Annotated in this window: 19 protein-coding genes; 10 read left to right on the top strand and 9 right to left on the bottom strand. The window is 73.8% G+C overall.

What is annotated here, in order from left to right; translation table 11 throughout:
• Nucleotides 1-217 precede the first annotated feature (217 nt).
• Nucleotides 218-526, top strand: a complete 309-nt coding sequence (locus JS756_RS12975; protein WP_240203688.1) for a hypothetical protein — start codon at nt 218-220, stop codon at nt 524-526.
• 335 nt (nt 527-861) lie between these two features.
• On the opposite strand, the gene thpR is transcribed toward JS756_RS12975, so the two are convergent.
• The 3 genes from thpR to JS756_RS12990 all read right to left on the bottom strand — a co-directional run bounded on the left by thpR (nt 862) and on the right by JS756_RS12990 (nt 3,329).
• Entirely contained in the window at nt 862-1,434 is a 573-nt protein-coding gene (gene thpR, locus JS756_RS12980) for an RNA 2',3'-cyclic phosphodiesterase (protein WP_205383220.1), read from the bottom strand.
• A gap of 83 nt (nt 1,435-1,517) precedes the next feature.
• On the bottom strand, nt 1,518-2,789 hold the full coding sequence (locus JS756_RS12985; RefSeq protein ID WP_205383221.1) for an MFS transporter: 1,272 nt from the start codon (nt 2,787-2,789) through the stop codon (nt 1,518-1,520).
• 102 nt (nt 2,790-2,891) lie between these two features.
• A complete protein-coding gene (locus JS756_RS12990; protein WP_205383222.1) occupies nt 2,892-3,329 on the bottom strand; it encodes a MarR family winged helix-turn-helix transcriptional regulator in 438 nt (145 codons plus the stop codon).
• A 149-nt stretch (nt 3,330-3,478) separates the two neighbouring features.
• Between JS756_RS12990 and JS756_RS12995 the strand changes: the two genes are divergently transcribed.
• A complete protein-coding gene (locus tag JS756_RS12995) occupies nt 3,479-3,667 on the top strand; it encodes a CopG family antitoxin (protein ID WP_205383223.1) in 189 nt (62 codons plus the stop codon).
• A gap of 178 nt (nt 3,668-3,845) precedes the next feature.
• Here JS756_RS12995 and JS756_RS13000 read toward each other — a convergent pair whose 3' ends face one another.
• Entirely contained in the window at nt 3,846-5,297 is a 1,452-nt protein-coding gene (locus tag JS756_RS13000; protein ID WP_205383224.1) for an NCS2 family permease, read from the bottom strand.
• A 164-nt stretch (nt 5,298-5,461) separates the two neighbouring features.
• On the opposite strand from JS756_RS13000, the gene JS756_RS13005 reads away from it, so the two are divergent.
• Complete coding sequence (locus tag JS756_RS13005) at nt 5,462-5,734, top strand: DUF2530 domain-containing protein (RefSeq protein WP_205383225.1); 273 nt, start codon at nt 5,462-5,464, stop codon at nt 5,732-5,734.
• A gap of 238 nt (nt 5,735-5,972) precedes the next feature.
• Entirely contained in the window at nt 5,973-8,369 is a 2,397-nt protein-coding gene (locus tag JS756_RS13010; protein WP_205383226.1) for a cation-translocating P-type ATPase, read from the top strand.
• 207 nt (nt 8,370-8,576) lie between these two features.
• Here JS756_RS13010 and JS756_RS13015 read toward each other — a convergent pair whose 3' ends face one another.
• Both JS756_RS13015 and JS756_RS13020 read right to left on the bottom strand, forming a co-directional pair.
• Nucleotides 8,577-11,735 (bottom strand): sacsin N-terminal ATP-binding-like domain-containing protein, encoded by a 3,159-nt coding sequence (locus tag JS756_RS13015; RefSeq protein WP_205383227.1) that lies wholly within the window; start codon nt 11,733-11,735, stop codon nt 8,577-8,579.
• 104 nt (nt 11,736-11,839) lie between these two features.
• On the bottom strand, nt 11,840-12,766 hold the full coding sequence (locus tag JS756_RS13020) for a DUF3027 domain-containing protein (RefSeq protein WP_205383228.1): 927 nt from the start codon (nt 12,764-12,766) through the stop codon (nt 11,840-11,842).
• 256 nt (nt 12,767-13,022) lie between these two features.
• On the opposite strand from JS756_RS13020, the gene JS756_RS13025 reads away from it, so the two are divergent.
• From JS756_RS13025 to JS756_RS13040, 4 genes are all read left to right on the top strand, one after another.
• Entirely contained in the window at nt 13,023-14,456 is a 1,434-nt protein-coding gene (locus tag JS756_RS13025) for an MFS transporter (protein ID WP_205383229.1), read from the top strand.
• A 62-nt stretch (nt 14,457-14,518) separates the two neighbouring features.
• On the top strand, nt 14,519-14,995 hold the full coding sequence (locus tag JS756_RS13030; protein ID WP_205383230.1) for a DUF2771 domain-containing protein: 477 nt from the start codon (nt 14,519-14,521) through the stop codon (nt 14,993-14,995).
• A gap of 14 nt (nt 14,996-15,009) precedes the next feature.
• Nucleotides 15,010-15,702, top strand: a complete 693-nt coding sequence (locus tag JS756_RS13035) for a futalosine hydrolase (RefSeq protein ID WP_205383231.1) — start codon at nt 15,010-15,012, stop codon at nt 15,700-15,702.
• 14 nt (nt 15,703-15,716) lie between these two features.
• Complete coding sequence (locus JS756_RS13040) at nt 15,717-16,574, top strand: 1,4-dihydroxy-6-naphtoate synthase (RefSeq protein ID WP_205383232.1); 858 nt, start codon at nt 15,717-15,719, stop codon at nt 16,572-16,574.
• 15 nt (nt 16,575-16,589) lie between these two features.
• Here the strand turns inward: JS756_RS13040 and JS756_RS37555 are convergent, their stop codons facing one another.
• Nucleotides 16,590-16,973, bottom strand: coding sequence for a cold-shock protein (locus JS756_RS37555; RefSeq protein WP_205383233.1), 384 nt, complete (start codon nt 16,971-16,973; stop codon nt 16,590-16,592).
• 151 nt (nt 16,974-17,124) lie between these two features.
• Between JS756_RS37555 and JS756_RS36735 the strand changes: the two genes are divergently transcribed.
• On the top strand, nt 17,125-17,385 hold the full coding sequence (locus JS756_RS36735; protein WP_307790570.1) for a hypothetical protein: 261 nt from the start codon (nt 17,125-17,127) through the stop codon (nt 17,383-17,385).
• On the opposite strand, the gene JS756_RS13050 is transcribed toward JS756_RS36735, so the two are convergent.
• Nucleotides 17,352-17,987, bottom strand: coding sequence for an HAD family hydrolase (locus JS756_RS13050; RefSeq protein ID WP_205383234.1), 636 nt, complete (start codon nt 17,985-17,987; stop codon nt 17,352-17,354). The two genes, JS756_RS36735 and JS756_RS13050, sit on opposite strands and share 34 nt — an antisense overlap.
• Before the next feature lie 78 nt (nt 17,988-18,065).
• Nucleotides 18,066-19,109 carry a hypothetical protein gene (locus tag JS756_RS13055; protein ID WP_205383235.1) on the bottom strand — a complete coding sequence of 348 codons (1,044 nt, stop codon included), beginning with the start codon at nt 19,107-19,109 and terminating at the stop codon, nt 18,066-18,068.
• Between the two features lie 81 nt (nt 19,110-19,190).
• On the opposite strand from JS756_RS13055, the gene JS756_RS13060 reads away from it, so the two are divergent.
• Nucleotides 19,191-21,722 (top strand): helicase C-terminal domain-containing protein, encoded by a 2,532-nt coding sequence (locus JS756_RS13060; RefSeq protein ID WP_205383236.1) that lies wholly within the window; start codon nt 19,191-19,193, stop codon nt 21,720-21,722.
• Nucleotides 21,723-21,832 lie beyond the last annotated feature (110 nt).

The raw sequence follows: 21,832 nt of genomic DNA on the forward strand, positions 1-21,832 counted from the left end.
TCGTCAGCTATTCCCCCTACCGGGTCGGCTGGTATCCATGGGAAAGGTGAAGGTCATCACAACAGCGGGTGTGCTGTCTGCCGTCCTCGCACTGCCGGGCTGCACCAGCACCCATGACGACACGGCGCACCCCACCCACCCGCCCACTCCGGGTGCCTCGTCCTCACCCTCGGAAACCCGGCCGTCCGACCGCGCTGAGAATGTTGCCGGGGAGACCGTGACCAAGGCGCCGGTCCTTCCCGCAGGAGAAGTGGTCGCACAGACAGCGAACGCCAGCGGCAACCAGGAGATGGAGATCCGGGGCGGGATCAAGGCCGGCTCACTGTCGGTCCTGGTGAACTGCCGGGGAGAAGGAAAGCTGACCGTCTCGGTGGAACCCGTCGGTCTGAGCTTTCCCCTTGAATGCGTGGACGGGGAGGTCAGCAGCACGTTCAACCAACTGGATCTGAAGAGCGACCGCGCACACGGAACGGTGAGGGTGACCGCCCCGTCCCGCGTCCGCTGGGCAATCACCGTCGGACGGTAGAAGTACGGAGGCGTGACGCAGCGGGCGGCCGGCTCCACACCGTACGCGCGCGGCACGGGTGACGGCGGTCGGCCCGGCTCGGAGGCGGACATGGCCGGTCCGGTCGGAGCAGATCTTCCCGGGCCGGGTCCCGGCCGTCGCCGGAGGCCTTCGCCCGCCAGTCGCCGCCGGACGGCGCCGGTCGACACACGATGACGCCGGTCGGCGCCGGGGGCGCCGACCGGCGGCGGGCGGTCTACTTCCTGACCGCCGCCGCCACGATCACCACCACGAACATCAGCACGAGCGCGCCGGCCATGATCCGGTTCCGGGTCTTCGGGTCCACGGGAACGAGCCTAACCGGCGCCGCCGAGCGGCCAGCGCGCGACCGCCTCGTAGCGGGGCTGCTCGCCCGGCGTCCCCGAGCGCGGCGGGTGGCTGCGGACCAGGGCCAGGTCGCGGACCGTCCAGGAGCTGCCGGAGAACTCGCGCAGCACCTCGACGTACGAGCGCACGTCCACCGCGGTGCGGCTGCGTGCGAGCGTCAGGTGGGCCTTGTAGCGGCGGTGCTCCTCCCGTCCCAGGCCCGCCCTGCGCGCCGCGGACTCGGACCGTGAGGCCAGCAGCCGCAGGGCCGCCAGGTCGCCGTCGGCGCCGGTCCACAGCGCCCTGCCGTGCCCGAACTGGCCACCGCCGGTCAGCGCGAGCGGGAAGGGTCCGGTGCGGTGCGCGGCGCGCTCCAGCCGGGCCGACAGCTCGGACACGACGTCGACGTCGACCTCGCCGTAGAAGGCGAGGGTGAGATGCCAGCCGGGACGGCCGGTCCAGCGCAGGGCGTCGGCGCCGGGCAGCTGTCTCAGCCCGGCCACGGCGGCGGCGAGTTCCTCGACGGCTGCGGTCGGCGGGAGCACGGCGGCGAAGAGTCTCATGACTCGATGGTCCCGCGAAGCGGGCGTGCGCGACCGGTGTCGCGGCACACCGGGGGATCCGGCACAGGATCCCCCGGGGCCCCTCAGGCCGGCACCGGCTCCTCCTGTCGGGTGCGCGGGACGAAGCGGACGTGCGGGTGGCCGCCGTTCCAGCCGACGGACAGGCGCAGGCCGCCGACCCGGGCCAGGGCGAGGCCGATGCCCGCGGCGGCCAGGACGGAGATCGCCCCGCCGACGGCGAGGCCCGCCCGGACGCCGTAGGTGTCGGTGATCCATCCGGCGATGGGCGCGCCGACCGGCGATCCGCCCATGAACACCATCATGTACAGGGCCATGACCCGGCCGCGCATCGCCGGGTCGGTCGCCATCTGGACGCTGGTGTTTGCGGTGACGTTGACGGTCATGCCGAACATCCCGATCGGGGCCATGAGCAGCGCGAACAGCCACAGCGACGGGGCGAGGGCGGCGACCGCCTCCAGGGCGCCGAAGGTCATCGCCGCCGCGATCAGGATCCGCATCCGGGCGGTGCCGCGTCGGGCGGCCAGCAGGGCGCCGGCGAGGGAGCCGACGGCCATGAGGGTGTTGAAGAGGCTGTAGGAGCCGGCTCCGGCGTGGAAGACGTCGTCGGCGAAGGCGGACAGGTAGACGGGGAAGTTGAAGCCGAAGGTGCCGATGAAGCCCACCAGGGTGATCGTCCAGATGAGTTCCGGGCGCCCGGCGACATAGCGCAGGCCCTCGCGCAGCTGCCCCTTGCCGCGCGGGGCGCGGTCGACGACGTGCAGTTCACGGGCCCGCATGAGCAGCAGGCCGGTGATGGGGGCGAGGAAGGACAGGCCGTTGAAGAGGAACGCCCAGCCGGTGCCGACATCGGTGATCATCAGGCCGGCGACGGCGGGGCCGACGAGGCGGGCGGACTGGAAGTTCGCGGAGTTGAGGCTGACGGCGTTCTGCAGCTGGGCGGGGCCGACCATCTCGGAGACGAAGGACTGGCGGGCCGGGTTGTCGACGACCGTGGCGAGGCCGGCGAGGAACGCGGCGAGGTAGACGTGCCAGACCTGGACGTGCCCCGTGAGGGTGAGGGCGGCCAGCGCCAGGCCCGTGACGGCCATGGCGGACTGGGTGAACAGCAGGGTGCGGCGCTTGGGCAGGCGGTCGACGAGGACCCCGCCGTAGAGGCCGAACAGGAGCATCGGCAGGAACTGCAGGGCGGTGGTGACACCGACGGCGGTGGCCGAGCCGGTGAGGCTGAGCACCAGCCAGTCCTGCGCGATGCGCTGCATCCAGGTGCCGGTGTTGGAGACGACCTGGCCGGCGAAGAAGAGGCGGTAGTTCCTGATCCTCAGCGAGCTGAACATCGAGGAGGTGCGGGAGGTGGAGGTAGGTGGGACGGTCGGTGCGGGGGCGGAAGGTGCTCCGGATCCCGGACTCAAAAGGGTTCGCCTCCTTGCGCGACGTGCTTACAGGTGTGCGAGCTTCTCCAGGACGGGGGCGGCGGCGCGGAGTTTCTCCCACTCGTCCTCGTCGAGGTCCTCGACCAGGGTGGCCAGGAAGGCGTTCCGCTTGCGGCGGCTCTCGGTGAGCATCGCCTCGGCCTGCTCGGTCTTGGTGACGACCTTCTGGCGCCGGTCCTCGGGGTGCGGCTCCAGCCGGACCAGCCCCTTGGCTTCGAGCAGCGCGACGATGCGGGTCATCGACGGCGGCTGGACGTGCTCCTTGCGGGCGAGTTCACCGGGGGTGGCCCGGCCGCAGAGGGACAGCGTGCCGAGCACCGACATCTCGGTGGGGCTGAGGGACTCGTCGACACGCTGGTGCTTCAGCCGACGGGACAGCCGCATCACGGCGGAACGCAGGGAATTCACGGCGGCAGCGTCGTCGCCATGGGTGAGGTCCGGCATGTTCTTTAACCTAACTCATTACTCTGACTAACGACCACTCGGGGTCGGGGGCAATGCCCGTGACCCTGACCACTGATGCATCGCTTCACTCATATGGGTGATCAAAGAGCGGAACGTGACACACCGGCCGGAACGCTGCCGCGACCCTCATGGGCATGGGGACCACTGTGCTCAGCCTGCGGATAGACGCGGAGCTGCTCGAAAGGCTCCGGGACCACGCGGCCAAGAGAGGAATGAGCGTCCAGGACTATGTCGTCCGGACGCTCATTCGGGATGACTTCGACGAGCGGTTCCAGACCGCCGTCGAGGAGACGGAGAAGTTCTACGGGGTCATCTGAGGCGCCGGTCCCCGCAGAGGTCCGCGGGCACCGGGCGCGGTCCCTGGTCCCGCAGCCGCCGCAGCCAGGACCGCGACCACGCCGTCCCCGGTCGGCACTCGGCCGCTCGCCCACCCGCAGCGCCTCGCCGGCCCCTCGGGTCTCCGCCCCGCAGGTCTCCGGCCCGCAGGCGTCCGCCTCACAACAGACCGAGGGCGGGCATCAGGTAGTAGAAGGCGAACACCGCGGAGACCACGTACATCGCCACCGGGACCTCCTTGGCCCGGCCGGCGGCCAGGCGCAGCACCGTGAAGGTGATGAAGCCCATGCCGATGCCGTTGGTGATCGAGTAGGTGAACGGCATCATCAGCATGGTCACGAACGCCGGGATCGCGAGCGTGTGATCCGCCCAGTCGATCTCCTTCACCGAGCCCGCCATGATCAGGAAGCCGACGGCGACCAGGGCGGGGGTGGCCGCCTGGGACGGGACCATCGTGGCGACGGGCGTCAGGAACAGGGCCGCGCCGAACAGCGCGCCGGTGATCACGTTGGCGAAGCCGGTGCGCGCGCCCTCGCCGACACCCGCCGTGGACTCCACGAAGCAGGTGGTGGCGGAGGAGGAGCTGGCACCGCCCACGGCGACGGCGACGCCGTCGACGAACAGGACCTTGTTGATGCCGGGCATCTGACCCCGGGCATCGGTGAGCTTGGCCTCGTCGGAGACGCCCATGATCGTGCCCATGGCGTCGAAGAAGCAGGACAGCAGGACGGTGAAGACGAACAGGACGCCGGTCAGCACACCGACCTTGCCGAAGCCGCCGAACAGGCTGACCTGCCCGATCAGGCCGAAGTCGGGGGTGGCGACCGGGTTGCCGGGCCACTGGGGCGTCGTCAGGCCCCAGGAGGGCACCGCCGCGACGGCGTCGACGATCGCCGCGAGGACCGTCATCGTGACGATCGAGACGAGGATCGCGCCGGACACCTTGCGCACGATGAGCGCCAGGGTCAGCAGGACGCCGAGGACGAAGACGAGCACCGGCCAGCCGTCGAGGTGGCCGTCGGCGCCGGCCTGGAGCGGGACGGTGGTGTGCGCGGCGTCCGGGATGCGGCTGACGAAGCCGGAGTCGACCAGGCCGATCAGCATGATGAACAGGCCGATACCGATCGAGATGGCCTTGCGCAGGCTGAAGGGCACGGCGTTCATGACGCGTTCGCGCAGACCGGAGGCGACGAGGAGCATCACGACGAAGCCGGCCAGGACCACCATGCCCATGGCGTCCGGCCAGGACATGCGCGGGGCGAGCTGCAGAGCGACGACCGAGTTCACCCCCAGGCCGGCGGCGAGCGCGATCGGCACGTTGCCGATGACGCCCATCAGCAGCGTCGTGAACGCCGCCGTCAGGGCGGTGGCCGTGACCAGTTGGCCGTTGTCGAGCTGGTGGCCGTACATGTCCTTCGTGCTGCCGAGGATGATCGGGTTCAGCACGATGATGTAGGCCATCGCGAAGAAGGTGGCGAAACCGCCCCGGACCTCGCGTGCAAGGGTGCTGCCGCGCTCCGAGATCTTGAAGTGGCGGTCGAGGGCGCCGTAGGCGGGCGCCTTGCCCGGCTGCTCGGGCGCGGGGACCTTGGCGGGGGCCGAGGTGGGCATGGGTACGTTCCTACGAACAGAAGTGGACGGAGGCAAACCGTTTCAGTATGAACATATGAGTTCCCGGATTACCATCTCCGCGCGTAGACCCGCTCCGAGCTGCGACCGCCCCCGAAGACCCCGGCCGCGGCGCGCCCGGATCCACCGCCTCGTAAGCTGTGCGCATGGCGAAGTGGACCCCCAAGCACGAGGCGCCGGAGCCCCTGGAGGGCCCCGTGGTCGCCACCATCACCGGCGGCACGATCGTCTGGTTCGTCCTCTTCCTCGTCCAGCTGCCCTTCTACGGCTGGTACGACGACCACGGCCACACCTGGTGGCTGTGGACCTGCCTGGCCGGCGGCGGCCTCGGTCTGATCGGCGTCTGGTACGTCCGCAGGCGCGACGCCGCCCTCAAGCGGGCGGCCGCGGCGGCCCGCACGGACACCACCACCGCCTGACCACCGCGGAGGCGTCACCAGGCCCGAGCCGCAGCACCAGGCCCGTCCGTCCCGCGGCACCCGGCCCGCCCGTCGTCGTCCGGCCCGCCCAGGGACACCCCTTGGGGTCGGGGATCCGCCGTCCGGCGCACCGGCCGGCACGCGCCTCCTACCGACGCAGCACTCCCCGTCCTCCCCAAGTCGGATTCTGCGCGTACTCGGCGGGTGAAGCCGCACATCCGCACGTACCGTCGAATGCATGACGCACATCGACGCGGGCGCGGACCTGGACGCCGGGCACCCCCTCCCGGTCCCGTCGGTGCCGTCAGGCGGTCTGACGGCCGCACAGGTCGCCGAACGGGTGGCACGCGGCGAGGTCAACGACGTCCCGGTGCGCAGCAGCCGGTCGCTCGCCGAGATCGTCCGGGCGAACGTCTTCACCCGGTTCAACGCCATCATCGGCGTGCTGTGGCTGATCATGCTGGTCGTCGCGCCCATCCAGGACAGCCTGTTCGGCTTCGTGATCATCGCGAACACGGGCATCGGCATCGTCCAGGAGTGGCGTGCCAAGCAGACCCTCGACTCCCTCGCCGTGATCGGCGAGGTCCGCCCCACCGTGCGCCGCGAGGGGGTCGCCGTCGCCGTCGCCACCTCCGAGATCGTGCTCGGCGATCTGATCGAGATCGGTCCCGGCGACAAGGTCGTGGTCGACGGCGCCTGTGTGGAGGCCGACGGGCTGGAGATCGACGAGTCGCTGCTCACCGGCGAGGCCGACCCGGTCGTCAAACACCCCGGCGACCCCGTGATGTCCGGCAGCTTCGTCGTCGCGGGCGGCGGCGCGTTCCAGGCCACCAAGGTCGGCCGCGAGGCCTACGCCGCCCAGCTCGCCGAGGAGGCGTCCCGGTTCACGCTCGTCCACTCCGAGCTGCGCACCGGCATCTCGACCATCCTCAAGTACGTCACCTGGATGATGGTGCCGACCGCGATCGGCCTCGTCATCAGCCAGCTCGTCGTCAAGGAGCACGGTCTGAAGAACTCCGTCGCCCGCACGGTCGGCGGCATCATCCCCATGGTCCCGGAAGGGCTGGTCCTCCTCACCTCCGTCGCCTTCGCGATAGGCGTCATACGGCTGGGCCGCCGGCAGTGCCTGGTGCAGGAACTGCCCGCCATCGAAGGACTCGCCCGCGTCGACACCGTCTGCCTCGACAAGACCGGCACCCTCACCGAGGGCGGCATGGACGTCACCGAGCTGCGCCTGCTCAAGGACGGCGACGAGGCCCACGTGCGCAAGGCCCTCGGCGCGCTCGGCGAGTCCGACCCCCGCCCGAACGCCTCCCTCCAGGCGATCATCGACGCCTACCCGGACAGCGACGAGTGGCGCTGCACCGAGTCCCTGCCCTTCTCCTCCGCCCGCAAATACAGCGGCGCCTCCTTCAGCGAGGGCGACGGCGAGTCCAGCACTTGGCTGCTCGGCGCGCCCGACGTGCTGCTGCCCGCCGACGACCCCGCCCTCGCCGACACCGAGCAGCTCAACCGGCAGGGCCTGCGCGTCCTCCTCCTGGCCCGGGCGGCCCGCGACCTGGACGATCCCGAGGCGGCCCGCGGCGCCCGCCCCGCCGCCCTGATCGTCCTGGAGCAGCGGCTGCGCCCCGACGCCGCCGACACCCTGCGCTACTTCGCCGAGCAGAACGTCCACGCCAAGGTCATCTCCGGCGACAACGCCGTCTCCGTCTCCGCCGTCGCCGCCAAGGTCGGTCTGACCGGAACGGCCGTGGACGCACGCCGGCTGCCCGACGACCGCGAGGACATGGCCCGCGAACTCGACGACGCCACCGTCTTCGGGCGGGTCACCCCGCAGCAGAAGCGGGACATGGTCGGCGCGCTCCAGTCACGCGGGCACACCGTCGCCATGACCGGCGACGGCGTCAACGACGTCCTCGCCCTGAAGGACGCCGACATCGGTGTCGCCATGGGGGCCGGCTCGGAGGCGACCCGGGCCGTCGCGCAGATCGTGCTCCTCGACAACAGCTTCGCCACGCTGCCGTCGGTGGTCGGCGAGGGCCGGCGGGTCATCGGCAACATCACCCGCGTGGCCACGCTGTTCCTGGTGAAGACGGCGTACTCGGTGCTGCTGGCGCTGCTGGTGGTGTGCTGGCAGGTCGAATATCCGTTCCTGCCCCGGCACCTGACCCTGCTGTCCACCCTCACCATCGGCGTGCCCGCCTTCTTCCTCGCCCTCGCCCCCAACAAGGAACGGGCCCGGCCCCACTTCGTACGGCGGGTGATGCGGTACGCGATCCCGGGCGGCGCCATCGCCGGGACCGCCACGTTCGTCACCTACCTGATCGCCCGCCATCACTACACCGGCACGGGCTCCCTGGACGCCGAGACCAGCGCGGCCACGCTGACCCTGTTCCTGATCTCGATGTGGGTGCTGGCGATCATCGCCCGCCCCTACACCTGGTGGCGGGTGGCGCTGGTGGCCGCGATGGGCGGCGCGTTCCTGCTCGTCCTCGTCGTGCCGTGGCTGCAGCACTTCTTCGCGCTGAAGCTGGTCGGGGTGGAGATGCCGTGGACGGCGGTGGGCATCGCCGTGGCCGGGGCGGTCGCGCTGGAGTACCTGTGGCGGTGGGTGGGGCGGCGGTTCCCCACGTGAGCGCTGCCGCTGGGGGCGGGGTGTGGCATCGGCCGACCCGCCGTCGTAGCCGAGCGCGCCGTTCCCCGCGCCCCCGAGACCGCCGCCCGCCGACCCGCCGTCGTGGCCGAGCGCGCCGTTCCCCGCGCCCCCGAGACCGCCGCCCGCCGACCCGCCGTCGTAGCCGAGCGCGCCGTTCCCCGCGCCCCCGAGACCGCCGCCCGCCGGTCAGTCGAACCAGCGGTCGCGGGCCAGTTCCCGGGTGCGTGAGGGGTCCTCCAGCAGGGCCGCCACCTCGAAGCGGCGCGGCCACTGGCCGGCCGCCCAGGCGAGACCGGCGGCGACGCCCTCCAGGGTGGCCGCGTGCAGGACGCCGTCGTCGGTGAGCCGCCAGTCGATCCCGACGCCGTCGACGACGAGCTCCTCGTGCTCGACGTAGGTGTCCGGGGTGCGCGGGCCGAGCAGCACGCGCACCGACTCGGGTACGTCGTGCTCGGTGCCCGCGGACGTGACCTCGCCGGTGACGGACTCGCTCAGCCGGCGCACCTGGAACAGGTCGGCCAGCTCCGCGGCCCGGGACGGGCGGACCGGAAGCAGCGGCACACCCTCGGTGAACGGCAGCAGGTCCGGCGAGTCCACGACCACCGCGTCGGCCGCGTCCACCACCCGTACCTCGCCGTCGACGACGGCCCGCACGTCGTCCGGCAGGGTCACCTGCTCGGGGTCCAGCTCGGCCAGGGCACCGTACAGACCGTGCAGCTGGGCGGCCGTCACCGTCCGCTCCGGGTCGGCGAGGCGCTCCAGCAGCTCGGCGGCGCCGCCCGGCTCGTCCAGCAGGGCCGCCACCGATGTCCGTACGCCCAGCGCCCGCAGCACCTGCTCGTCGGCGAAGCCGGTGGCGTCCGCCTCTTCGTACAGGCCGCGCAGCAGCGGGTCGCCGCCGGCCGCCAGCAGGCCAGCGGGGCGGCGGCCGTCGAGGACCGGGTGCCCGCGCAGCCACCAGGCGGTGTAGGACCGTACGACCTCGTGCGTGCCGTCGGGCAGCAGGATCCGCACGGGCTGCACCACGGCGTCCCGCAGGGGCGGCTGCGACAGCAGCGTGAGCGCCCGCGGCCAGTGGTCGTCGTCGACGAGGTCCAGGTCGCGCACGGCGATCAGCTCGGTCGCGACCGGAGGCACGGGGCTGTCGGGGAAGCGGTCGAGGATGTCCTCGCACCACACGTCGACCGCGTCGAGCAGTCCCGCGTCGTCGGTCTCGGCGAAGTCGCCCTCGCGCGGCTCCAGTTCGTCCGGGTCGAGGACGACGTCGGTGGCGCGGACCAGCGCGAAGCCCGCCAGCACCCCGCAGGCGGCGAGCGGCTGCTCGCCCCAGCGGTCGGCCAGCTCGGCGTCCACGCAGGCGAGTTCGCCCTCGCGCATCACCCGGTGGAACGCGCTGCCGGGCAGGACCAGCTCGCCCGCCGGGGCCAGTTCGCCGTCCTCGTCGGGCAGGGCGAGCGCACCCAGCCAGGGCTCGTCGCCGGGCTCCAGGCCCGCGTCGCGCGCCAGGGCGAGGACGGTCTCGGCGAGTTCCTCGGCGTCGGGGGTGTCCTCGTCCCAGGCGCCGGTGTCGTCGTCGAGGGACGCCGCGACCGCGGCCCGCACCTGCGGCGTGGTCAGCACCGCGCGCGGCGTGGCGGGCAGCGCGCCGAGCTTCTCCAGCAGCGGGTGGACGGCGTCCGGATGGGCGACCTTCAGTCCCAGCCGGGCGAGGACACCCGGGTCGGTCCCGGCGTCGTCCGGGGTGGGCAGCAGCACCTGACGGGGCCCGATGGTGGTGCGGGCCTGTCCGGTGCCGAACTCCTGCGCGGGCCCCCCGGCGAGCGGCACCGGCAGCCCGGACAGCCGGTCCGGGTCGACCCCGGCGAGGCTGTCGTAGAGCCGCCGCCACCAGGCCGGTTCCTTCTCCAGCCCGGCCAGCCGGTCGACGGCGTCGGTGAGCGGCACGCGCGCCACACCCAGGGTGCGCAGTTCGACCCGGCGTTCGAGCCCGGCGGGCAGCAGGGTGGGCAGCACCTCGGCGAGGACCCGCACGGTCTCGGCGCCCGCGCCCTCCACGACCTCCGCGTCCCGGGGCCGCAACGACTCGGGCAGGTCCGCGTGGTCCTCGCGGTCCCCGGCCGGCTCGGCGGCGGGCGGCAGGAAGGACGTGCGCGGGAGACGGTCGAGGATCGCCTGCCGCAGCGCCCCGTCCAGCTCGCCCCGGCCCAGGGCGCCGGGGACGAGGTCGAGGGCACCGGCGGTCACCGGCCGCCAGTCGGCGAGGAGGTCGGCGTAGGCGTCGGCGGCGCGCTGCACCAGGAAGTCGGTCAGCGGGCCGGCCGCGGCGTGCCGGCGGGTGGAGTCCAGCGGGAAGGAGGCGATGAGCAGCGCTGGTACACCGAGCGGCTCGTCGCTGGGGGTCGGGGCGTGCACGACGGGGCTGGTGCGGGGCCGGGCCGGGCCGCCGTCCGCGTCGACGGGCACGGCCCAGGTCAGCGACCAGTGCGGGCGCAGGCGTTCCTCCACCGGCCGTCCGGCCAGCAGGTCGGGCGTGAGCGGGCCGTGCGCGGAGGCGGTGCGCCAGCCGGTGGTGCCGTCCCGGGAGTCCTCCAGGACGGTCAGGGCGCCCTCGGCGCGGCGGCTCAGGGTGCGGACCTCGCCGCCCATGTCGACGACGACCTCGTCGAGGCCGGGCAGGGCGAGCAGGAGGGCGTCGTCGACGGCGCCCAGGAGGCGCTCGGCGAGGTCGGCGGCGGCCGCGTCGCGCAGCGGGAGGACGACGACGGTGTCGTAGGGGTCGGGGGCGGTGCCCTCGGCGGCGAACGGCAGACGCAGCAGCGGCACGTGACCGTCGCGGCGGCGGATCTCGTCGCCCAGGCCCGGGCTGTGCCGGGCGGTCTCGCCGGCCAGGTCGCGGGCCTCGGCCAGCGACCAGCGCACACCACCGTGGCGGCCGAGGACCGCGGGCTCGTCGGTGACCGACAGGACCGCTGCGAAACCGACGCCGAAGCGGCCGACCGCCTGCTGGGTGGAGTCCCGCTTCGCGGACGCGCGCAGGGTGGCCAGCGACTCGACGCCCGCGGCGTCCAGCGGGGCCCCGGTGTTCGCGGCGGCCAGGACGCCGTCGCGGAGGGTGAGACGGAAGCGGCCGGGCACGCCGGCGCGGGCGGCGGCGTCGGCGGCGTTCTGCGCGAGCTCGACGACGAGCCGGTCCCGGTAGCCGCCGAGGACCAGCTCCTCCTCGGCGTTGGCGTCCTCCCGGAACCGGGCGGGGCTGGTGGCCCAGGCATCCAGTACGCCCCGCCGCAGACGCGCCGTGCCGAAGGGATCCGCGCCCTCGGCGGCGGGCCGCACGAACTTGCTCACGTTCACTCCACTCCGTCAGAGGTGAGCACGAAGGTACCGCGCCCCTCCCCGCCCTCCGGGAGCTCCGCCCCGGCGTGGGGCGGCGCTCCCGCGCCCCCGCGGCTTCAGGAGTGGCCCAGCTCCGCCGACTCCTCGTCCGCGACGGCCGGCACCGAACCGGAGTCCGCGGCCGGGCGGAGCGGGAAGGGGTCGACCTTCGTCTCGTCGATCACCGGCGCGGCCGGCTGCGGCGGCTTCGGCATGACCGCGGCCTCGGAGTGGCCGCCGCAGCCGTAGGCGAGGGAGACCACCCGGCCGTCGGCCGGGGAGAACTCGTTCGCGCACACCCCGAACGCCTGTCCCAGGGATCCGCCGATCGGGTTCAGGAAACCGCAGCTGACACAGGACGCGGGAGCCGCCTGCGCCATCGGGGTCTTCGGCCCGTAGGCCTCCTCCCAGCGGTCCGCGGCGACGTGCAGGCCGTACCGGGACAGCACCCGGGCGCGACGCATGCCCAGTTCCTCCGCGACCGCCGCGATCGAACCGCGGGCGGGCACCATGGTGAGGTGCGCGGGCGGTCCCTGGGTGACCTCGGCGTCCTCGGCCTCGGCCAGTTCCGCCATGTCCTCGGAGACGGCCGACGTCGGCGCCGGCTCCTCCCCGCCGGCGAACCCCGGCTCCAGCCTCAGGTCCTCCGCGTCGGTCGGCAGCAGATCGCCGGGGCCCATGTCGCCGGGGCGCAGCCGCTCGCTCCACGGCACCCACTCGGGCGCCAGGACCGCGTCCGGGCCGGGCAGCAGGACGACCTCGTCCAGGGTGACGATCTTGGCGCGGGAGGCGCGGGCCACCGTGACCGCCCAGCGCCAGCCCCGGTACCCGAGCTCCTTGCACTCGAAGAAGTGCGTGACCACGCGGTCGCCCTCGGAGACCAGGCCCGCGTGCTCGCCGACGACGCCGGGTGCGGCCGCCTCCTCGGCCGCGGAGCGGGCGAGGTCGACGGCCTCGGCGCAGAGGCGGTCGGGGGTGCGGCTTCGCGTGCTCGCTGCGCTCACAGGTATCGCTTCTCTCCAGTACGCCGTCTTCCGGGTGCGGGTGCCTCCGGCGGCGGGCCGACGGAGCGGACCGCTGGACCGCTTCGACGTCTGCGCACGCTCGCGCTCGGGCGCACCTCACCATCCATTCTGCGGGATGGCCGAGATACGCACGCTACCTGTTCACCGGCGCTGGGCCTACATCGACGTCGGAAACTGCGGGCCCATACGTGCGCCGAGGGCACTATCGACGCCCCTCTCGGGGCACTATGACGAGGTGGCAACCGCGAAGTCCCCCCGAGGAGCCACCGGCATCGGTGGCGCCAAGGGCAGCAAGGGGAGCAGCCGAGGCGGCGGGTCGAGCCGATTCCGGGGGGCCGTCCGCTCGATCGGGCGCGCCCTGCACTTCCCGGTGACCGGAACCGCACGCGGCATCCGCAGGGCCACCCACGCGCACGGCGCCGGCGAGTCGGGGCTGGGCAAGCTGATCGAACTGCACGGCGTGAACGGCGCCGGCGACGTCATGATCACGGTCGCGCTCGCCTCGACGGTGTTCTTCTCCGTGCCGACCGACGAGGCCCGCGGCCGGGTCGCGCTGTACCTGGCGATCACCATGGCGCCGTTCACCGTGCTCGCTCCGGTGATCGGCCCGCTGCTGGACCGCCTGCCGCACGGCCGCCGCGCCGCGATGGCCGGCGCGATGCTGGCGCGGGCGCTGCTGGCGCTGGTGCTGTCGGGCGCGGTCGTCTCCGGCAGCCTGGAGCTGTACCCGGCGGCACTCGGCGTGCTCGTGGCGTCGAAGGCGTACGGGGTGGTCAGGAGCGCCGTCGTGCCCCGGTTGCTGCCGCCGAAGATCTCCCTGGTGAAGGCCAACTCGCGGGTCACGCTGGGCGGGCTGCTCGCCACCGGTGTGGCGGCGCCCATCGGGGCCGGGCTCCAGGCGATCGGGCCGCGCTGGCCGCTGTACGGCGCGTTCGTGCTCTTCATCGTCGGGATGTTCCTGTCCTTCTCGCTGCCGCCGAAGGTCGACTCCGCCAAGGGCGAGGACACCGCGCTGCTCGCCGCGGACGAGGGCCACCTGCACGGGCCCCACCGGCAGCCGGTGAAACGGCCCGGCCTCCGGACGGTCGGCCCGGCCGTCACCCACGCACTCGCGGCGAACGCCTCGATCCGCTGCCTGACCGGCTTCCTGATCTTCTTCCTGGCGTTCCTGCTGCGCGAGCACCCCTTGACCGGGCAGAGCGCGGCGGTGTCGCTGGGCATGGTCGCGGTGGCCGCGGGTGCCGGCAACGCGCTGGGCACGGCGGTGGGCGCGTGGTTCCGGTCGCGTGCACCGGAGATCATCATCGTGACGGTGGTGGCCGTGGTGCTGGCCGCGGCGATCACGGCCGCGGTGTTGTTCGGGGCGCTCCTGGTGGCGTGTCTCGCGGCGGTCGCCGGGTTCGCGCAGGCACTGGCGAAGCTGTCGCTGGACGCGCTGATCCAGCGGGACGTGCCGGAGCAGGTGCGCACATCGGCATTCGCGCGGTCGGAGACGCTGCTGCAGATGGCGTGGGTGTTCGGCGGCGCGGTCGGCATCGTGATGCCGCTGAACGGCCCCCTGGGGCTGTCGGTGGGCGCCGCGATCGTGGGCATCGGCTGGGTGACGACCGTGCGCGGACTGCTGTCCTCGGCACGCCACGGAGGGGCGACGCGACCGCGAGTGGCGTAACGAACCGGGCACGCCGCCCCCCGCGTGGTGGGTCCGTGCCGCCTGCCCGATAGCCTTCGGCCATGACCATGCTGCATTCCGTCGTGCGACGCCGCCGCGCCGTCGCCGTTGCCGGCGCCGCTTCCGCCGGACTGCTCCTGCTGTCCGCCTGCGACAAGCCGACACCGATCGCCACGATCACCATCGGCCGGAGCTCGGTCAGCTCCGAGGCCGTCTGCTACAACGACGGCGATCCGCTGGACGCCAAGACGCTCGCGGACTGCGCGACGCAGAAGAACGACGTGAAGTCGATCGAACTGGGCCAGGACCAGGCGATCCGCGTGGGCGTCGACCCCGACATCGCGGACAACGGCTGGACGATCCTCGTCAACGGCCAGCAGTTCGCCGACTACAGCAACAACACCTACCGCTCCATCCCGGGCAGCGTGTTCTTCAACATGCAGTACGGCACCCAGGGCGAGACCAACACGATCTCCATTCGTGAGGGTGAGAAGGAGGCCAAGGGAATCTGGACGTTCAAGCTGAAGAAGGCCTACTGACCGGGGTCTGCCCGATGCGTGTCCTCGTCGCCACCGCCGTTCCCGCCGAGCGGGACGCGGTGGCGCGCGCGTTCCCGGGGCCGGTGGAGCGGCTGGACCGACCCGGCGTGGGCCTGGTGCGGACCGACGGAGTGTGCGACCTGGTCGCCGCCGGCGTCGGCCCGGCCCGGGCCGCCGCCTCCACCGCCGCCGCGCTCACCGCCGCCGCCCTCGACGGCAGCCCCTACCGCCTCGTCGTGTGCGCCGGGATCGGCGGCGGGTTCCAGCCGGAGGCACCCGTCGGTTCGCTCGTCGTCTCCCGCGCGATCACCGCGGCGGACCTCGGTGCCGAGACCGGCGACGGCTTCGTGCCCGTCACCGAACTGGGGTTCGGCCGGGTGACGCATCTGCCGCCGCGCTCGCTGGTGCGGGAGGCCGTCCGGGCGACCGGCGCCCGCCCCGGGACCGTCCTCACCGTCTCCACGGTGACCGGAACCGCCGCCCGTGCCGCCGGCCTGCGCGACCGGCACCCGGACGCCCTCGCCGAGGGCATGGAGGGCTTCGGCGTGGCCGAGGCGGCGGTCGCCCAGCACGTGCCCGTCCTGGAGATCCGCTCGGTGTCCAACGCGGTGGGCCCGCGGGACCGCGCCGCCTGGCGCGTCGGGGAGGCCCTCGCCACCCTGACCGAGGCCTTCGAGAAGCTCGCGCCCGTCCTCCGAGCCTGGTGAGAGGTGGAACCAGCATGACCAGTGAGCCCGCGCCGTCCCTGCGGATCGCGTACTCCCCCTGCCCCAACGACACCTTCGTCTTCGACGCCCTCGCCCACGGCCGCGTCCCGGGCGCGCCCGCGCTGGACGTGACGTTCGCGGACATCGACGTCACCAACGGCATGGCCGAGCGCGGCGAGTCCGACGTACTGAAGGTGTCGTACGCCGTCCTGCCGTACGTCCTCGACGCGTACGTGCTGCTGCCGTGCGGGGGCGCGCTGGGCCGGGGCTGCGGGCCGCTGGTGCTGACCCGGGAGGCGGGGCTCGACCTCACCGGCCGGACGGTCGCGGTGCCCGGCGAGAGGTCGACGGCCTACCTGCTGTTCCGGCTGTGGGCGGCCGACGTCGTGCCCGACGGGGTCGGCGAGATCGTCGTGATGCCGTTCCACGAGATCATGCCGGCCGTGCGGGACGGGAAGGTCGACGCGGGGCTCGTGATCCACGAGGCGCGCTTCACCTACCGGAACTACGGCCTGCACAAGCTCGCGGACATGGGCGAGCACTGGGAGGGGACCACCGGGCTGCCCATCCCGCTGGGCGCGATCATCGCCCGGCGGTCGCTCGGCGAGGGAACGCTGAAGCGTCTCGCCGACGCGATCCGCGCCTCCGTGCGGGCGGCCTGGGACGACCCCGAGGCGTCCCGACCGTACGTCATGGAACACGCCCAGGAGATGGACCCGGCCGTCGCCGACCAGCACATCGGGCTGTACGTCAACGAGTTCACGGCCGAGCTCGGCGAGATGGGCTATGCCGCCGTGCGCGGGCTGCTGACCCGTGCGGCGGCCGAGGGACTGCTGCCGCCCCTCGGCCCGGAGGCGCTCGATTTCCCCTGAATGCCGGGGCCCCGATCAGACGTCCAGTTGGTCGGCGACCGCGCGGAGCAGGCCGGCGACCTTCTTCCCGGCGGCCTTCTCCGGGTAGCGGCCCCGCTCCAGCGTCTGCGTGACGTTCTCCAGCAGGGTCGTCAGATCCTGCACGATGGAGGCCAGCTCGTCCGGCTTCTTGCGCTGAGCGGCGGCCACCGACGGCGTCGGGTCGAGCAGCACGACCGACAGCGCCTGGTCCCCGCGCTGCCCGGCCACGACACCGAACTCCACCCGCTGTCCCGGCTTGAGCGTCTCGACTCCGGCGGGGAGGACCGAGGAATGCACGAAGACGTCGCCGCCGTCGTCGCGGGAGAGAAAGCCGAAGCCCTTCTCACTGTTGAACCACTTGACCTTGCCGGTAGGCACGTCCGTCCTCGTCCTCGTACTCGTCGGAAAACTGCTCAATAACAACCCAGGCGGGTCGACCACGACCCGCCGGTACACAGGCTAATGGTCTTCGGGCGGGTGACAAGACGTCGCCCGGTTGTTCCTTCGGGCAGGGAACTACCCTGGTCCGGTGCGTGACAAAACCCAACCGAATTCCACGGCACCCGGCGATCGGCTGATCCGTGCCGGTGCGATCGTCTTCTTCATCGGCGCCGTGGCCACACTGGTCACAGTGGCGCCTCTGTTCCTCGGAACGGCGCCTTTTCCGACGTACATGTTCGGTCTGAGCATGCTCATGGCCGTCGGATTCCTGCTCGCCGGAGCGGGCATACTGCGGTCGATCGCTGCCGGACGGCGTCAGGCGCGCACGGGCTCCGAAGCGTCCAGGTAGGCCGAAAGCCACCCTGGGAAATCGCCGAGTCCGCCCAGGACGACGTCCGCGCCGGCGGCCCGCAGCTCCTCGGGCGTGCACGGTCCGCTCGCCACCGCGACCGACAGCGCGCCCGCCGCCCGCGCCCCGCGCACGTCCCCGACATGGTCGCCGACGTACACGCCGGCGCCGTGCTCGCGCAGCGCCTCCGCCTTCCGCTCGGCCCACAGGTCGCCGACGAGGGCGTCGGCGTCGATGCCCAGGTGCTCCAGGTGGAGCCGCGCGCTCGGCCCGTGCTTGGCGGTGACCACGATCGCCCGCCCACCGGCCGCCCGCACCGCCGCGATCGCCTCGCGGGCGCCGGGCATCGCGAGCGTCGGCGGGACGGCCTTCACCGGGTAGAGCCGCCGGTACAGACCCACCATCGCCTCGACCTGCTCCGCCGGGAACCACTGCGCCAGTTCGTCGGTGAGCGGCGGCCCCAGGCGGGTGACCGCGAGGTCGGCGTCGATGTACGTCCCGGTCCGCTCGGACAGGGCCAGATAGCAGGCGCGGATGCCGGGGCGCGAATCGATCAAGGTCATGTCGAGGTCGAATCCGACCACCGGGGCGCGCGACGTCATGCGGTCATTGTGCCGTGCCGTCCTCACCCCCCCGCCGCCCGGATCCGGGCGGCGTCCTCATCCGGCCGCGGGTGGTCCTCACGCCCGGGACCGCCGCTGCGAGCGCCACACCAGGAACAGCGCGGACGCCACCGCCGCGCCCCGCACCACCCACGGCCAGGTCTCGGCGATCGCGCCGCTCATCTGCCCCTCGGCGATCGGCTCGCCCCAACGGCCCTCGGCGCGGCCCCACAACCACACCACGCCCGACGTCAGCGCCAGGCCCGGCAGGATCACGACGGCCCACTTGGTCTCGGCGTCGCTCAGCCGCCGCGAGGCCCAGGCGATCAGCCAACCCGCCAGCAGCGCGACCAGGTTCCCCAGCACCGCGCCCACGACCAGGCTCCCGGCGGCGAGCAGCAGCAGGGGGTTGCTCCAGCGGCGCTCGGTGAGCGCGGCGAAGCGGCGTCGGCCTGCCGCCTCCGGCTCGGCCCGCGGGGCCTCCTCGTCCGCCGCCGGCTCGGCCTGCGGCGCCCCCGGGGGCTTCTCCGGGGTGTTCTCCGGGGACTTCCCGGGCGGCGGCTTCAGCAGCTCCGGGATCTCCACACCACCGACGAACCCGGGCACCTCGTCCGCGTGCCCGCCCTCCACCCGCCACCAGTCGGGCTGCACGGCGCTCGCCCCGCCGAGTTCGTGCGCACCCGCCAGGTGCGGCGGCGACGGCGCGTCGGAGTGCGGCGCGGGAGCCGGCGGCTCGGCCGGACGCGGACGCGGCACGCCGCGCCACAGACCCCTCGGCCCCCTGGCCCCCTTCGTGTCGTCCGGCTCCTTCGCCGCTGCGGCCCGGCGCCCGTCGTCCCGCTGCACGGGGACGGCGGCCGGCTGCGGCTGCGGAGGGACGGCGCGCCCCGCACCACCGTCCGCGGCCGCCGTGACCACGTCGTCCGGGCTGCCGAGGCGGTCCAGGATGCGGCGCACCGCGGCGGGACTGTCCACGACCGCCCTCGCCCGGTGCCGGTCGATCTCGTCCCGCAACCGCGTCACGAGCCGCATACGCGTGGCCGACGGCAACTGCCGCTGCTGCGCCACGTCACCGACCCGGCTCAGATACTCGTAGACGACCTTGTCACTCTCGATCCCCACGGGGAGGACGCTATCGCCCCAGCGCCGCCCCGTGCCGGACGCGACCCTCCATCGACGCACCCACCCGCTACCGTGGGTCGGATGAGCAGCCCGGCCACTCCGCCCCGCTCCCTCGCGGAAGCACTCCGCGGGCGCGACGACGCCTCCCTGGCCGCGCTCCTGCGCAGCCGCCCCGACCTCGTCACGCCCGTCCCCACCGACCTCACGCAGCTGGCGACGCGCGCCGGGACGCGGGCCAGCGTCGTGCGCGCCCTGGACCGGCTGGACCGGTTCACCCTCCAGACGGCACAGGCACTGGCCGTGGCCGCCGATCCGGCCTCGTACGCGGACCTGCTGGGCCTCATGGCCGGCGACGCCGGTGATCCGGAGGTGGCCGCCGCACTCCCGCACGCGCTGCACCAGCTGCGCGAACAGGCGCTGGTGTGGGGCGGCGAGGACCGGCTGCGGCTGGTGCGCACCGCGCGGGAGCTGCTCGCGCCCTCCCCGCAGCACCCGTCGCCGACCGGGCTCGGGCCGGCCGCCGCGGAGGCGGCGGCCGGCATGTCGCCCGGGCGGATCCAGGAGATCGTGACGACGGCGGGACTGCCGACCACGCACGACGGGGTCTCCGCGATCACCGCGCTCACCGGCCTGTTCACCGACCGGAGACGGATGACGGCGCTGCTCGCCGACGCACCCGAGGAGGCGCGCGAGGTGCTGTCGCGGCTGGTGTGGGGCCCGCCCTACGGGCAGGTCACCGCCGACCCGGCGGCCCATCTGCGCTGGCTGCTGGACCGCGGGCTGCTGCTGCCGACCGCGCCGGGGACGGTCGTCCTGCCCCGCGAGGTGGCCCTGCATCTGCGCGCCGGCCGGGCGCACCGCGCACCGGAGCCGCTGCCGCCGGCGGTGGAGACGGGCACGGCCCACAGTCCGGAGAGTGTCGACGCCGCCGCGGCCGGCCAGGCGCTGACGGCGCTCGCCACCGTCGAGGAACTGCTCAAGGACTGGGACGGGGGCGGCCCGGCCGTGCTCCGGGCCGGCGGGCTGAGCGTGCGGGACCTGAAGCGGACCGCCGTCGCCCTCGACATGCCCGAGCCGGTGGCCGCCTTCTGGGTGGAACTGGCGTACGCGGCGGGCCTGATCGCCTCCGACGGCGAGGCCGACGAGCGGTACGCGGCCACCCCGGCCCACGACGAGTGGCTGGCGCTGCCCGCGCCGGAACGCTGGACCCGGCTGGTGACACCGTGGCTGACGGCGACCCGCACCCCGGGGCTGGTCGGCGGACGCGACGCCAAGGAGCGCACCCTGTCGGCGCTCGGCCCCGGCCTGGACCGCTCCGCGGCGCCGGAGGTACGGCACCGGATCCTGACGCTGCTCGCCGCGCTGCCGCGGGGCACCGCCCCGCACCCCGAGTCGGTGCTGGCACGGCTGCACTGGGAACGCCCACAGCGCCGCGAGGAGGACCTGCGCACCCGGCTCGCCCGGGCGACGCTCATGGAGGCGGAGCTGCTCGGCGTGACCGGGCGGGGCGCGCTGTCCGCCCACGGGCGGGCGCTGCTGGGCCTGCCCGCGCCGGCGGCGCGACCGGACGGCGAAGCCGCGGCGGCCGAGCCGTCCGGCCCGGGCGACAAGCTGCCCGTGCACCACCACCGCCGGCCCGCCCCCGCGGCACCGCTCTCCTCCGCCGACCGGGCCGACGCCTCGGCAGCCGCCGCACGGCTGCTCGCCCCACTGCTGCCGGAACCGCTCGACCACGTGCTCCTCCAGGCCGATCTGACCGCCGTGGCCCCGGGCCCGCTGCAGCGCCCGCTCGCCGACGTGCTCGGCATGCTCGCCGACGTGGAGTCCAAGGGCGGCGCGACGGTCTACCGGTTCACACCGGCCTCGGTGCGGCGCGCCCTGGACGCCGGGCGCGGCGCGGCCGAGCTGCAGGACTTCCTCACCGCGCACTCGCGCACCCCGGTGCCGCAGCCGCTCGCCTACCTGATCGACGACGTGGCCCGCCGGCACGGCCGGCTGCGGGTGGGCGCCGCCTCGGCGTACGTCCGCTGCGACGACGACGCCCTGCTGAACGAGATCGTCGCCGACAAGCGGGCCGCGGGCCTGCGCCTGCGCCGCCTCGCGCCGACGGTGCTGGCCGCCCAGGCGGATCCGGCGACCCTGCTGGAGGGGCTGCGGGCCATGGGCTTCGCGCCCGCCGCCGAGTCGGCGGAGGGCGATGTGCTGATCTCCCGTCCCGACGCCCACCGCACCCCGCCCCGCACCCCGCCCGAGCCGGTGCCGGACGGACCTCCCGTCCCCGACGAGGCCCTGCTCGGTGCCGCGATCCGGGCGATCCGCGCGGGCGACCTGGCCTCCACCACCCCGCGCAAGCCGTCGGGAACCCCGCTGGCGTCGGGCGAGCTGCCGCGCACCTCGGCCGCGGAGACCCTCGCCACCCTCCAGGCCGCCGTGCTGACCGCCGAGGCGGTGTGGGTCGGCTACGTCAACGCCGAGGGCGGCGCCAGCCAGCGCGTCATCGCGCCCGTGCGGGTGGAGGGCGGCTTCGTGACGGCGTACGACCACACGGCCGACGAGGTCCGCACCTTCCCGCTGCACCGGATCACGGGCGTGGCGGAGCTGGCGGACGACTGACCCCCGGACGGGGCCGCGCCGGGACCGGGCGGCGGGTGGGGGAGCCGGGCCGGGCCGGGCGCGGGTGCGCACGGTTGGGGCACACTGGACGTTTGGCCGTTGTGGAAAGG

The organism is Streptomyces actuosus (assembly GCF_016921115.1).
GTDB lineage: Bacteria > Actinomycetota > Actinomycetes > Streptomycetales > Streptomycetaceae > Streptomyces > Streptomyces actuosus_A.